This is a genomic window from Nitratiruptor sp. YY09-18, from assembly GCF_016593235.1.
In the GTDB taxonomy this organism is placed as follows: Bacteria; Campylobacterota; Campylobacteria; order Campylobacterales; family Nitratiruptoraceae; genus Nitratiruptor.
Map to the genome: position 1 here is coordinate 801,923 of NZ_AP023065.1, position 13,523 is coordinate 815,445.

The window sequence follows — 13,523 nt, forward strand, 5'->3', positions numbered from 1 at the left end:
TTTCTTTTTTTCTCTATCTGCTTCTGAGCCTTTGCAAGAAGCACAATACTACTGCTCGCAAAAGAGTAAAAACGCTATATACAAAGGGCTCAATAGCTACAAATCTGTCTATATTAAATCTTTGGTCGATGAAGATGAAAATTTACGGATCAAGGCGCTCCAAGGCCTCATACAGTGCTCTCAAAAGCTAGGTCTTGGTATTAATGCGTATAAAAAGGAGCTCTATGATCTGCTAAACAGGCACAAAAAAGCAAGCAAAAAAAGCAGCAGACTCAAAAATATAAAGGTGACAAAGGGATCTTCACTACCATCACCCAACAGACTCAAAAAGGTAATTTTAGGCAAAGGGTATATAGAGTATTTCTTTGATAAGCCGCTTGATAAAAAATACAGTAAGAAAATTTCTCAAAATAAAAGCAGCTACAAAATTATCTATATAATTGAAGGAAAGGTTGCTACAAAATATCGTAACTATCGCCTCAAAACTGTCAAAAGCATGAGAATTGTACAAAAAGATAAGAACTATTTGCAGATTATATTTGAAGATCCAGAAAAGTTTTCTACCGATTCTTCAGTTGAAGGAGCAAAGCTCAAAATTTTTCTGTGGAAAAAGACACGTCCAAAAGCTCTTGCGAAGAGCTCTCCAAAACTCAGTATCATCCCACCTTCTATCATCTATAGTAAAAAGATCATAGTTATCGATGCTGGGCATGGTGGCAAAGATAGTGGGGCAGTGGGGTATAAGGGAAAAAGAGAGAAAGATATCGTCTTGCAAATTGCCAAAAGAGTCTACAAGAAGCTCAAAGCAAAAGGGTTCAAAGTCTACCTCACTAGGCGCGGAGACTACTTTGTGACACTGCGCAACCGTACAAAGTTTGCTAACAGGGTCAAAGCAAATCTCTTCATCTCCATACACGCAAATGCTGCACCTACTAAGAGTAAATATCTCATGATGAAGGGGATTGAGACATTTTTCCTCTCTCCTGCTAGAAGTGAGAGAGCAAAACGTATAGCTGCACTTGAAAATAGAGTCGATATGAAAAATCTTAGCTACTACAGCAAAAATGTTTTCCTCAATTTCATCAACAAAGAGACCACAATACTATCGAATAAACTTGCAATCGATATACAAAGGAATGTACTCTATACGCTGCGCAAAAAGTATCATGTGGTAGATGGAGGAGTAAGGCCAGGGCCATTTTGGGTGCTTGTGGGCGCACAGATGCCTGCAATCCTCATAGAAGTTGGCTATATCACCAATCCTACTGAAGCTATGCGTATCTCCAATCCCTACTACCAAAATCTTTTAGCTGAAGGAGTAGTCAAGGGAGTGGAGAGCTACTTTCAGCATAAACTCGAAAAGTAGCTAGAAAAGATAATCAACCCCAAAACTAACAGAAAACTGCTTGTTGCTAGCTGCAAGTGGGCCATAGTGCGCGACCTTTTTTGGTGCATAGACAAGTGCTGTATTAAATCTCCAGTTGCTTTGATAGTGGTAGCTTAGACCTAAACTCAAATGCGATTGTGAGATGGCTGGAAAGCCAATGAGATTGAAAAAGGCTTGTGTAGGATTTGAAAATTTTGCAGGTTTTATCACTTTGCTAGCATAGCTTGCACCTGCAATGATGAGAAGCTTTTCATAAGCTACATCAACACTCATGCTATAAACATTTTGATCTTGCCACGCAAACTCTTTATAGCCACTCGCTCTAGACCACAGGATCTTGCCAAAGGCAATTTCTGTATGCCAATTGCTTTTTTTCAATCCTACTGCAAGAGAGTATTGAGCAGGTTGCGTAAGTTTAAAATGATCTTTTTTTCTATCATTATCAAAATCGTAAACACTCTTATAGCGCATTGCCACTTTGGATGTGTAGATTGCAGCAATATTAATATTTTTATTGATAGCGTAATCTGCACCAATATGGTAGCCAACTCCTACATCGTGACAAAAGTTGGCGGGAAGTGGTGAGAAAGCTGTAGCAATCTTGAGTCTTCCATAAGCTCCATCAAGCCCAGCTCCAAGAGTGAGATTGTCAAACTGCTTCGCATAGACTAGTGAGAGTTTGGCATATGCGAGATTTGTCTTTACATTTGCAAGATTTGAAGAAGGTGGTGTATCACTATAGTCTACTCCCATACCACTGACACTAAAAAGTCCAATACCCCAGCTACTTGTCTCATCTATATTTTGTATGAGACCAAGATAGGGAATTGTCTCAAAATCCTCACTGCTTTTGTACCAAGCCGTTTGGTTTTTTCCATGAACATCTGGCATAAAGAGTGTGATACCAAAAGAAGCTTCGTTGGATTGAGATCTAACGATTTGTGATGGATTGAGAAAGAGTGATTCTACTCCGTAGCTTTTGGTAAATGCTGCGCCAGCAGCTGCGCGTGATTTGACTCCAGCACCTATGAGATTATCACCCTGTGTGGCAAAGAGCGAAGCAAGAGTAAGTGCAAGTATAGAAATTTTTTTCATAACAACCCCTTCAGGCTATTTTACTGAAGGAGGCTGTGTGGTGTCAAGGGATTATAGATAAAATTTACTTATAATTTTTGATAGCCTCTTCGAGGATTTTTTGAGCCTCTTCTTTACCTTTGTACTCTTTGACTTTCACCCATTTATTTGGTTCAAGAATTTTATATGTTTCAAAGAAGTTTTTGATTTTATCAAGTGTGTGTTTTGGAAGATCTTCGATTGATTGAATATTATCATATGTGGGATCAACTTTGCTCACAGGAACTGCCAAGAGCTTCTCATCCATACCACTCTCATCTTCCATGACTAGCACTCCAATGAGGCGGCACTTAATTACACTTCCTGGAATGAGAGGATACTCATTGAGTACCATTATATCTGCTGGATCTCCATCTGCAGCGAGTGTATTTGGTACAAATCCATAATTTGCCGGATAGTACATTGCACTATACATGACACGATCTACAAAAATTGCACCACTCTCTTTGTCTACTTCATATTTGATATTTGATCCATAAGGGATTTCGATGAGGGCATGTACCTTATCTGGGTTTTCACCATGTCCGATTTTTGTTAGATCCATATATACTCCTTTTTTGATTGTAATTATACACTTTTACCAAGTCCAAATACATTGGAGAGCGTATTGATATAGTTAAAATAGCCAGTTATCGCTACAGCTTCGAGGATCTCTTTGTCACTCCAGCCATACGCTTTGATGGCATCTATGTCATCTTTGGTCATTTTGTAGTTATCTTTTTTGCTAGCTCTGATGCAAAAATCGAGAAGCGTTTTTGTCTTCTCATCTGCTTCGATTGCATCAACTCCTTGGAGAATCTGCTCGATCTGTTGCTCATGGAGACCTAGCATCTTCGCTATATTTTTGTGCACATCAACACACATCTTACAGCTATTCTCCTTCGAGATCAAAAGAGCAATAGCCTCTTTGATGAAGTAGGGCAGATGCGTCTGCTTGAGTAGATAGTTTTGCACCATCATATCGGTTGCATTGTAGATATTTTCATCTAATGCTAAAAGCTTAAAAATCTCACCCAAGGTTCCTGTCTTTTCTAAAATAGGGCGTGCTTTTTCCTGGATACGTGGTGACATCTGTTCAAATTCTGGTAGATCAATATAAGCCATATTTGCTCCTTAGACTATCTCATATTCAAGAGTATAGCGAATGTCTGGAAAATTGTCATCAAGAAATTTATGCAGGTTTTGGATCTTGTTATTTGCATCATTTTGGCTACTTGCAAAGAAAACGAGCTCCAAGAGCCCCTCTTTTGCATATTCGCCACTGAGGTCTGCGACCGCTACATTTTTGTTTTTGAGCTTCTCTTTGATAGATTGGAGAATTTTTCTACGGCCTTTGAGCGAAGTGATATAGGGAAGATCAAGAGTGATGAGAGCATGGATTATCAGCATTGCTCTCCCCAACTATAGCGAAAGCCTCTCTTTTCGATCTCTTTTGTTATATACTCCATCCATTTATCTACTTCCTGCTCATTCCCAGCCAATGAGAGCACATCATAGTATTTGCCATCTTTCATAGCAGGTAAGGATGAAAACTCTAATGTATTTGGAATCTTTTGCATAAGATCCATAAGATCATTTTCACTTGCTTCTACACAAAGTGTTTTGCGCACTCTTCTTTCCAAAGACTCTGGATAGAACATTTCAAGAGCTTGTAATACCATAGGATGGGCCATTTGTGGAAAGCCAGGGACGAAAAAGAAGCGATCTTGGAGGTAAAATCCTGGTACATTATTGATAGGATTATCAAGAAGCTTTGCTCCTTTTGGAAGCATAGCCATATTGATACGGTGTGGATATGCTGCTTCTGCGAACTGTTCAACAATACGCCTCTTTGCTTCTTCATGGAGTACTAGTTTACCATCGCCAAAGACTTGCGCAGCCACTTTACGTGTATAGTCATCTGGAGTGGCTCCAATGCCACCAAAACTAAACATCACACTGTGAGGATCATCTTTTATGAGGGTGAAAGTACGAACCATGAGCTCTGGATCATCTTCGATGATAAAAGAACCCTTGAGGCGAAAGCCTCGCTTAAGCAACTCGTCGCGCAAGAAAGCAAAGTGCTTATCTTCGCGACGACCACCGAGAATCTCTGAGCCTATAATGACAGCATAGAAGTTAGGAAGCATTTGCTTTTTGCAATATATACTCTTCTAGTTCAGCAACGATCTCTTCGATAGTGCGCTCTCCGTCAATCTTTTTCAAAAGCCCTTTTTGCTCATAAAACTTTTCAATTTCTGGAAGTGGTTCGAGATAGACTTTCATACGGTTGTTAAATACCTCTACATTGTCATCTGCACCGCGTGCTCTCCCAAGCACTCTCTCTCGTGCAGTCTCTTCACTCACAACAATCTCGATAACGCTTTCAAGTTTGATATCTTGAGAGTTTTGCAGCATCTCATCGAGAGCCTTCATCTGCTCTACGCTGCGAGGAAAACCATCGATGATGATGATATCTTTGTCGCTATTTAAAATCGCATTCTTGATTGTATCCATGACGATCTCAAGTGGTACAAGTTTGCCATTGTCGATATAGCTTGCAATTGTGGCACCAAGTGGTGATCCACTTGCAACTTCGGCTCTTAAAAGTTCTCCAGTAGAGTAGTGGACAATCTTATCGCTATTACGTTTTGCTACAAGTTCCGCATCAGTAGTTTTCCCACTCCCTGGAGCTCCGATTATCAAAAACAGTTTTTTCATCTATTCTCCTTTACTTCTTTCACTTCGATTTTTTTTGTCTGACCTCTACAAAGCCCAATTCTAGCACCATTAACTTCTACTTGAATCGGACCAAAGAAGCCTTTTTGGAGTACTTTGACGATATCACCTCGTCTAAGCCCCATAGCCTCTAGTTTACATTTGTATTCATCGCATTCGCCCTCAATTGCAATTATCTTATACTCTTTGCCAGGTTGCGCCTCAGAGAGTTTCATGTTTTTTAGGCTCTCTTATCCTAATATGGAGTTCTTTGAGCTGTTCTAGATCTACCGGACTTGGTGCATTTGTAAGCAGACACTGCGCCTTTTGCGTTTTTGGAAATGCTATAACATCACGAATGTTGTCACGTTTTGTAAGAAGCATCACAAGTCTGTCAAACCCTATAGCAAAACCACCATGAGGTGGAGCTCCATACTGGAGTGCATCAAGCAAAAATCCAAACTTCTCGCGAGCCTCTTCATCACTGATGCCGAGGATTTCAAAGATCTTTTTCTGGATTTGTGGTTTATGGATCCTGATACTTCCTCCACCAAGCTCTACACCATTGAGTACTATATCATACGCTTGGCTTGTCATCGCTTCGATATCTTCAGTATCTATATTTTTTGGCATGGTAAATGGGTGGTGGAGTGCTTTGATTTTTACTTCTCCCTCTTCAATCTCAAACATTGGAAAATCAACTACCCAGACAAATTCAAACTTTTCAGGATCTATAAGACCTAGTTTTTTAGCTACTTTGTTGCGTAGTCTTCCCATATAGTCTAAAACTGTTTTCTTAGCCCCGGCACCAAAGAATATGAGATCGCCAGCTTTGACACCACATCTCTCAATAAGTGCGTTTTTTTCTTCATCACTCAAAAACTTCACGATAGGTCCTTGGAGCTCTCCATCCTCTTTGACTTTGACCCATGCAAGACCTTTGGCTCCAAACTTTGCCACATAGTCAGTAAGCTCGTCGATATCTTTGCGCGAGAGTGCATCTGCTCCATCTGGGACAGGAAGGGCTTTGATGCGGTTGAGTTTTTTAAACTGCGCGATATCACGGAATACTTTGAGCTCAGTATTGTCAAATATATCGATCACATCTACGAGCTTGAGGTCGAAGCGAAGATCTGGCTTATCGCTGCCATAGTTCTCCATCGCCTCTTTGTATGGCATACGGCGAAATGGAGTCTGTACTTCTATGCCACTTGCGCTAAATATCGCTTTGATGAGACCCTCAGCAATTGCTATCACCTCATCTTCAGTACAAAAGCTCATCTCTACATCTATTTGGGTAAACTCTGGCTGTCTGTCAGCGCGCAAGTCCTCATCTCTAAAACACTTTGCTATCTGGAAATAGCGATCAAAGCCAGCTACCATCAAGAGCTGCTTAAAAAGCTGCGGAGATTGTGGGAGTGCATAAAACTCTCCTGGATAGAGGCGGCTTGGCACAAGGTAGTCTCTTGCACCTTCAGGGGTAGATTTTGTAAGTATTGGAGTCTCAACTTCCAAAAATCCATGTGCATCTAGATAGTTGCGCGCTGCAATTGCTACTTTGCTTCTAAGCTGAAAAGTCTCAAATGCATCTTTTGTGCGAAGGTCAAGGTAGCGATATTTAAGGCGTATCTCTTCGTTGACGCTCGTATCACCTATCAAAAATGGAAGAGGAGCTGATTCATTTTCGATTGTCAGCTCATCGACAACTACTTCGATTTTGCCTGTTTTGAGTTTCGGGTTTTCTAATCCCTCCCCACGAAGGCGCACTTTTCCTTTTGCAACAAGAACATACTCATCTCTCACACGCGTTGCTATCTCGTGGGCCTCTTTTGAGTCAGCCGGATCACATACTAGCTGCACAACGCCGCTTTTGTCACGTAGATCGATAAATATAACGCCACCATGGTCGCGATAGCTGTTTGCCCATCCACAAAGAACAACCTCTTTGCCTACATCTTTTTCACTTAAATTGGCACAGTAATCTGTTCGCAAACCCTTGTCCTTTTATTTTTTGGCAAATTATACAAAAACAAAACTTTAGAGATTTTGATAAAATATTAAAAAAGGCAAAGGATGGCATTGGATATCAAGTGTGCTGGAATAGTAATAAAACCTGGCGGCTCAAAACTCAAAGATGTTTACAAAAAGGTTAAAAAAGCATTCGAAAAAGAGGGCATCAAGACTCTCATAGACCGCTCCAGTGCAGAGATTATCGGTGAAAAAGAGGGTGAGAGTTTTGATGAGATGTGCAAAAAGTGCGATATATTAGTCTCTCTTGGAGGTGATGGAACACTAATTAGTGTCACACGCCGCAGTTATGAGTACCATAAGCCAGTGCTCGGAATCAATCTTGGGACTTTGGGATTTTTGACAGATATACAGCCAGATAGTATCGAGGAGTTTGTCAAAAAGCTCAAAAAAGGGGAATATCGTATCGACACGCGTATGATGATAGAGGTATCGATCTTGGGGAAAAAAGAGAAGATTGTCTCCTTTAATGATGTGGTAATTACACGTCCAGCCGTATCTAAAATGATACATATCGATACTTTTATAGAAGATAGTCTCCTCAATAGCTACTATGGTGATGGACTCATTATCTCAACACCAACAGGATCGACTGCGTATAACCTCTCTGCTGGAGGGCCTGTTGTCTATCCATTTAGCGATGATTTTATACTCACACCTATCTGCCCCCACTCACTGACACAAAGGCCTCTTGTTTTACCCGCAGATTTTGATATCAAAGTCACTACAAAGAGTAAATCTGCCCTCATTATCATAGATGGACAGGATATGTATGAGTTTACGCCAAATGATATTGTCACAGTCAAAAAGGCTGCAGTAGGCGCAAAACTCATACATCGCAAAGAGCGCAACTATTTTGATGTTTTACGCGAAAAACTCAATTGGGGTAAGTAGTTGATAGAGCGGTTTTTCCTCAAAGAGCACTTCAATTTTGATAAGGTTGAGCTTGAATTTGAAAGAGGTCTTGTGGTCTTTACAGGACCAAGTGGGGCTGGGAAGTCTCTCCTTCTTAGCTCTATATTGGCTCTTTTTGGCTACAAAAATGTAGAAGCCAAAGTGAGCGAAGCTCTCATCAATATAGATATCCCTTTGGAAGAGTATGGACTCGAACCTGATGAGGATATAGTAATAAGAGCTCTCAAAAAGGAGAAGGTGCGCTACTTTATCAATGATCAGAGTATTTCAAAAAAGAGTATCCAAAAGATCTTCTCTTCCTATGTCCATTACCTTAGCCAAAAAGATACATCCTTTTTTGCAAGTGAAAATATCCTTGCAATGCTTGATGAAACAATAGATGCTGAGGAGTTTCATACTCTCAAGTCCTCTTATACGAGAGTCTACCAAGAGTTTGGACAAAAACAAAGAGAACTCCAAGCGTTACGGCAAAAGCAGAACAATATCGAGGAGCAAAAAGAGTTTTTGCGCTTTGAAATTGAAAAGATAAGCAGTATCGATCCAAAACCAGGGGAGTATGAGGAGCTATTGCAGATAAAAAAGGATCTCTCAAAAAAAGAGAAGATTGCACAGCTTCTCCAGCAAGCAGAGCAGATATTTGAGCATGAAGGAAGTGTAGATGAACTATTGGGATTATTAGAAAAAGATAGCGGGTTTTTTACTGCAGCGATGGATGAGTTGCGCGATATTATTTATAGCGAGAGCGCAAGATTGCAAGAGCTTGAGGATATCGATATTGAGCAGACGCTCAATCGCATAGAGCAGCTGTCTGGACTTATCCGTAAATACGGCTCTATTGAGGAAGCGCTACTTAAGTTGCAAGAGAAAAAAGATGAATTGGCTACAATAGAAAATATAGAGTATGAACTTTTGCATTTAGAAAAAGAGATAGAGCAGTTGCAAGAGAAAACTTTGCAATTAGCTAGAGAACTAAGCTCATGGCGCCAATGTGAGGCGCAAAAGGTTTTGCAAAAGATTAATGCTTATGCAAAATCACTCAAACTCCCACAAGTGCAGCTAGAGTTTGAAAGAGGTGCGCTAGGGAGTAGCGGCTTTGACAGAGCAGTCGTGCGTTTAGCTGGAGTAGAGTTCGATAAGATCAGCTCTGGAGAATATAATAGACTTCGCCTTGGATTTATGGCTGCAATGCAAAGCCATAAAGGATATAGGGGTGTCTTAATTCTTGATGAGATAGATGCCAATATAAGCGGTGAAGAGTCTATGGCAGTCGCTCGCATTCTCAAAGAGCTTGCCAAAGAGTTTCAGATATTTGCTATCAGTCACCAAGCACAGCTTGCAAGTGTGGCTGATCAGCACTTTTTGGTGCGCAAAGCTCCTGAGGCGAGTGTCATCCCGCTTGAGGGAGAAAAGCGTATCAAAGAGATAGCGCGTATTATAAGTGGCGAAAAGATTACAAACGAAGCGATAGAGTTTGCCAAAAAGATGCTAAAGGAGTCTGGTTGATTATAGATACACATACGCATCTTGATCATGCACAGTTTTATGATGATGTGGATGCAGTAATAGCAAAAGCCAAAGAAGCAGGAGTAGGATATTTTGTTATTCCCGGAGCCGATCCCAAAGATCTTGAGCGGGCAGTGGAGCTCAGCAAAAAGCATGATGGGGTCTACTTTGGTGTAGGAGTGCATCCATACGATATAGATAGCTACGATAGATCTTATCTTGAAAGATTTATCGAACATCCCAAATGCGTTGCAGTAGGTGAATGTGGACTTGACTACTATAGGCTTCCAGATGATGAGAATGAAAAGAGTGAAGTAAAGAAGAGACAAAAAGAGGTCTTTGTAGATCAGATTGAGCTTGCCAAAAAGTATGATAAACCTCTCATTGTGCATATTCGCGAGGCGAGTCAAGATGCCTATGAGATATTAGAAAAACATGCTAGCAAGAGGGGAGGAGTACTCCACTGTTACAATGCCAGTCCACTGCTTTTAAACTTACAGGATAGATTTTATTATGGCATTGGAGGGGTGCTCACATTTAAAAATGCAAAAAAACTTAAAGAGATAGTGCCACAGATTCCATTGAATAGAATAGTACTTGAAACTGATGCTCCATATCTTACTCCAGAGCCATATCGTGGGAAGCGCAATGAACCTGCTTATACGATCTATGTGGCAAAAAAGCTGGCACAGATTTTAGATATTGACGAAGAAACCATAGAGAATCAAACTACTCAAAATGCTAAAGAACTTTTTAGCTTTGTTTAAGGTAGAATAAGATCAAATTAAGAGAAGGAGTTGAATGAGACCGTTTTTACTCATAACGATTGTTCTGAGTACTATGCTATTTGCAGCATTTAATACCAAAAACCATTATGCTATTCAAAAACATATTGCCAAAAGTCTAGATATTCCACAAAAATTTTTTCACACAAAAAAGTATTACAATTACAAAAAGAAGTTTTCTGTTTATAAAAGACTCCATGTTTTTGACCCAAAAGCTGTAGAGACATATTTTATACCAAGCCTTGTGAAGATCATCAACGCATACAATGTGCCTGATGTCTTTTTGTATATGGCGATGGCAGAATCTCGTTTTGCAATTCATGCTAAGTCAAATAAAAGAGCAGTTGGTATCTGGCAGTTTATGGAACCAACTGCAAAAAAGTATGGCCTGCGTGTCGATAGATATGTGGATGAGAGGAAAGATCCATTTAAAGCCACCCGCGCAGCAATCCGCTACCTCAAAGATCTCCATAAGCAGTTTGGAAAGTGGTATCTTGCAGCACTCGCATACAATGCAGGTGATGGAGCTGTAAGACGCGCTATTAGAAAAGCTGGAACTACAGATCTCTTGACTCTCATTGATGAGAAGAAGAAGTATTTGCCAAAAGAGAGTCGTGAATATATCTATCGCATTGTGATGTATGCAATGATGGCAAATGATAAAGAGTATAGGCTCAATCAAGATCTTGCCTATATAATGACCAGAGGTGAAGACTATGACATTATGCCTGTAAAGGTGAGCGGAGGAGAGCCTCTGCGCCGTATCGCACAAGCAATAAAGCTGCGACCTACATATCTACGCAGCCTCAATCCTCATATAAAACGAGGTATTACTCCGCCAGATACAAATAGATATAGTATCTATATCCCAATTGTGAAGTATAAAGAGTTCCAAAAGTACTATAAACCGCAACACATCTACAATGGTATAGTAGCCTATAGAGTACAAAAAGGTGATACGCTCTATACAATAGCTAGAAAATATGGTGTGAGTCTTCAGACTCTCAAAAGCTATAACCATCTCTCCAGCTCTCTTTTGCACCCAGGACAAAGACTTTATATTCCACTCAAGAAACTAACGAAGATGAAGAGAAGGGTATATAGAGTGCAAAAAGGTGATACGCTCAGTATGATTGCGAAAAAATTTGGCGTTGATCCTAAAAAACTTAAAGCTTGGAACGATAAAAAGAGTAGTAATTTAAAAATTGGAGAGAAGCTTGTGGTCATGCAATAAAATAGCACTCTATCTCGTAATCGCATCTCTTTTTTGGGGCTGTTCAAGCAGACAGGAAGCCCCTTTCACCCCGCCTTCAGGCACTCCAAACTATGGAGAGGCAAAAAGTTCACCATCAATTCATCGCGCTACTATGCGCCCATACACAGTCAATGGAGTAGTCTACCATCCAACTGTTGTTGCAGTTGGTTCAAAGCAGCGTGGCATTGCTAGCTGGTATGGTCCAAATTTTCATGGTAAGAAAACGAGCAACGGTGAGATTTATGATATGTACAAACATACTGCTGCGCATAAGACACTACCGATGAATACAATGGTAAAAGTGACAAATCTTCGCAATGGCAAGTCAACAATTGTACGTATCAATGATAGGGGACCGTTTGTAGCTAATCGTATCATAGATCTTAGCTATAGTGCAGCAAAAGAACTAGGTGTAGTTGGAGCAGGTACCGCGCCTGTTGAATTGGAAGTTCTCGGATTTGATAAACATATAAAACAGAAGGAAACAGTTGCAACAACTCCATCGACACAGTCTGTGGTTCTTAGCGATTTTGCAGTGCAGATAGGGTCATTTAGACGCTACCAGGGAGCGCAGATTACAAAAAGGCGCAATGCTGTTGTAGATAATCGATACAGAGCCGTAATAAAGAAATTTATTGTTGATGGAGAGCCCCTTTATAGAGTCTGGCTTACAGGTTTTAGAAGTGAAGATGAAGCAAGAGACTTTATCGTTCAGGGACGCTATCCTGGTGCATTTATTGTAAGGAACTAATATGGTGCAGTTAGAGAGAAAGACCAAAGAGACAGAGATTTATGTAGCTCTCGATATCCATGGCAATGGAAATTACAAGATCGATACAGGTATAGGATTTTTTGATCATATGCTTGAAGCTCTCACAAAACATGCGCGATTTGATGCAGAGATCGTGTGCAAGGGTGATCTGCATGTAGATTTTCACCACAGTGTTGAGGATGTGGGAATTGTACTCGGTGAAGCATTTGCAAAAGAGGTTTATCCTGTTAAGAATATGGAGCGTTTTGGAGAGAGTGTAGTAGTGATGGATGAGGCTGCTGTAAGTTGTGCACTCGATCTATCTAATCGTCCCTACTTAGTGTATGAAATAGGGCTTGATGGAAAAATTGGGGAGTTTGATTGTGAGCTTTTTGAAGAGTTTTTCAAAGCCTTTGTCTTCAATGCAAGAGTTACTTGTCACATCAATAGACTTCGTGGACACAACCGACACCACATTGCCGAAGCCTCTTTCAAAGCGCTTGCAGTCGCACTGCGTCGTGCAATTGCCTACAACGATAGAGCCGGTTTACCAAGTACTAAAGGTGTTTTGTGATTGAGCTGCTTGTCCTTGATGTGGATGGATGCATGAGTGATGGTTCTATTATCTACACTGACCAAGGGCATGAGCTTAAAGCCTTCAATGTCAAGGACGGCTTTGCTATAGTGCAATGGCACAGACTTGGGAAAAGAAGTGCAATTATTACAGGGAGAAAATCTCCCATAGTTGCACAAAGAGCAAAAGAGCTTGGTATTGATTATCTACGACAGAATGTTAAGAGAAAAGATGAAGCCCTTCAAGAGATACTAAATGAACTTAGCTTAACTTGGAAAAATGTCGCTGCTATAGGGGACGATCTCAATGATTATCGACTCTTACAAAAAGTTGGTCTCTCTTTTGCGCCACTTGATGCAATCGATATAATAAAGCAAAATGTTGATGTAATCCTCACCAAAAGTGGTGGGAGAGGTGCTGTGAGAGAGATGATTGAGATAATATTGCAAAGAGAAGATCTGCTTGATAAGTATCTCGATTTTTGGATGAAGTAA

Annotated in this window: 16 protein-coding genes; 8 read left to right on the plus strand and 8 right to left on the minus strand. The window is 40.4% G+C overall.

All coding sequences use genetic code 11. The features are described from left to right. Positions 1-31 precede the first annotated feature (31 nt). Positions 32-1,366: an N-acetylmuramoyl-L-alanine amidase gene (locus JG734_RS04430; RefSeq protein ID WP_201333822.1), complete on the plus strand. Its 1,335-nt coding sequence runs from the start codon at positions 32-34 to the stop codon at positions 1,364-1,366. On the opposite strand, the gene JG734_RS04435 is transcribed toward JG734_RS04430, so the two are convergent. The 8 genes from JG734_RS04435 to aspS all read right to left on the minus strand — a co-directional run bounded on the left by JG734_RS04435 (position 1,367) and on the right by aspS (position 7,210). Next, entirely contained in the window at positions 1,367-2,482 is a 1,116-nt protein-coding gene (locus tag JG734_RS04435) for an OmpP1/FadL family transporter (RefSeq protein ID WP_201333823.1), read from the minus strand. A 64-nt stretch (positions 2,483-2,546) separates the two neighbouring features. Continuing rightward, positions 2,547-3,065, minus strand: a complete 519-nt coding sequence (ppa, locus tag JG734_RS04440; protein WP_201333824.1) for an inorganic diphosphatase — start codon at positions 3,063-3,065, stop codon at positions 2,547-2,549. A gap of 23 nt (positions 3,066-3,088) precedes the next feature. Then, positions 3,089-3,625, minus strand: coding sequence for a carboxymuconolactone decarboxylase family protein (locus JG734_RS04445; protein WP_201333825.1), 537 nt, complete (start codon positions 3,623-3,625; stop codon positions 3,089-3,091). Between the two features lie 9 nt (positions 3,626-3,634). After that, positions 3,635-3,910 (minus strand): DUF503 family protein, encoded by a 276-nt coding sequence (locus JG734_RS04450; protein ID WP_201333826.1) that lies wholly within the window; start codon positions 3,908-3,910, stop codon positions 3,635-3,637. Then, the gene (locus JG734_RS04455; protein ID WP_201333827.1) at positions 3,904-4,650 is read right to left on the minus strand and encodes a molybdopterin-binding protein; all 747 of its coding nucleotides are present in this window, start codon (positions 4,648-4,650) and stop codon (positions 3,904-3,906) included. Before JG734_RS04455 ends, JG734_RS04450 begins: the two co-directional genes overlap by 7 nt. Then, positions 4,640-5,221, minus strand: a complete 582-nt coding sequence (locus JG734_RS04460; RefSeq protein ID WP_201333828.1) for an adenylate kinase — start codon at positions 5,219-5,221, stop codon at positions 4,640-4,642. The genes JG734_RS04455 and JG734_RS04460 overlap by 11 nt, the downstream gene beginning before the upstream one ends. After that, positions 5,218-5,454 (minus strand): FeoA family protein, encoded by a 237-nt coding sequence (locus tag JG734_RS04465; RefSeq protein ID WP_201333829.1) that lies wholly within the window; start codon positions 5,452-5,454, stop codon positions 5,218-5,220. The genes JG734_RS04460 and JG734_RS04465 overlap by 4 nt, the downstream gene beginning before the upstream one ends. Beyond that, a complete protein-coding gene (gene aspS, locus JG734_RS04470; RefSeq protein ID WP_201333830.1) occupies positions 5,441-7,210 on the minus strand; it encodes an aspartate--tRNA ligase in 1,770 nt (589 codons plus the stop codon). Before aspS ends, JG734_RS04465 begins: the two co-directional genes overlap by 14 nt. A gap of 81 nt (positions 7,211-7,291) precedes the next feature. Between aspS and JG734_RS04475 the strand changes: the two genes are divergently transcribed. The 7 genes from JG734_RS04475 to JG734_RS04505 are packed head-to-tail and all read left to right on the plus strand — an operon-like array spanning position 7,292 to position 13,523. Continuing rightward, positions 7,292-8,140 carry an NAD(+)/NADH kinase gene (locus JG734_RS04475; protein ID WP_370583623.1) on the plus strand — a complete coding sequence of 283 codons (849 nt, stop codon included), beginning with the start codon at positions 7,292-7,294 and terminating at the stop codon, positions 8,138-8,140. After that, positions 8,141-9,664 carry an AAA family ATPase gene (locus JG734_RS04480; RefSeq protein ID WP_201333832.1) on the plus strand — a complete coding sequence of 508 codons (1,524 nt, stop codon included), beginning with the start codon at positions 8,141-8,143 and terminating at the stop codon, positions 9,662-9,664. It begins immediately after the preceding gene. Continuing rightward, entirely contained in the window at positions 9,661-10,431 is a 771-nt protein-coding gene (locus JG734_RS04485; protein ID WP_201333833.1) for a TatD family hydrolase, read from the plus strand. Before JG734_RS04480 ends, JG734_RS04485 begins: the two co-directional genes overlap by 4 nt. Before the next feature lie 34 nt (positions 10,432-10,465). Beyond that, on the plus strand, positions 10,466-11,683 hold the full coding sequence (locus JG734_RS04490) for a lytic transglycosylase domain-containing protein (RefSeq protein ID WP_201333834.1): 1,218 nt from the start codon (positions 10,466-10,468) through the stop codon (positions 11,681-11,683). Continuing rightward, positions 11,655-12,455, plus strand: coding sequence for a septal ring lytic transglycosylase RlpA family protein (locus tag JG734_RS04495; RefSeq protein WP_236587027.1), 801 nt, complete (start codon positions 11,655-11,657; stop codon positions 12,453-12,455). The genes JG734_RS04490 and JG734_RS04495 overlap by 29 nt, the downstream gene beginning before the upstream one ends. A 1-nt stretch (position 12,456) precedes the next feature. After that, a complete protein-coding gene (gene hisB / locus JG734_RS04500; RefSeq protein ID WP_201333835.1) occupies positions 12,457-13,029 on the plus strand; it encodes an imidazoleglycerol-phosphate dehydratase HisB in 573 nt (190 codons plus the stop codon). Beyond that, positions 13,026-13,523: an HAD family hydrolase gene (locus JG734_RS04505; protein WP_201333836.1), complete on the plus strand. Its 498-nt coding sequence runs from the start codon at positions 13,026-13,028 to the stop codon at positions 13,521-13,523. The genes hisB and JG734_RS04505 overlap by 4 nt, the downstream gene beginning before the upstream one ends.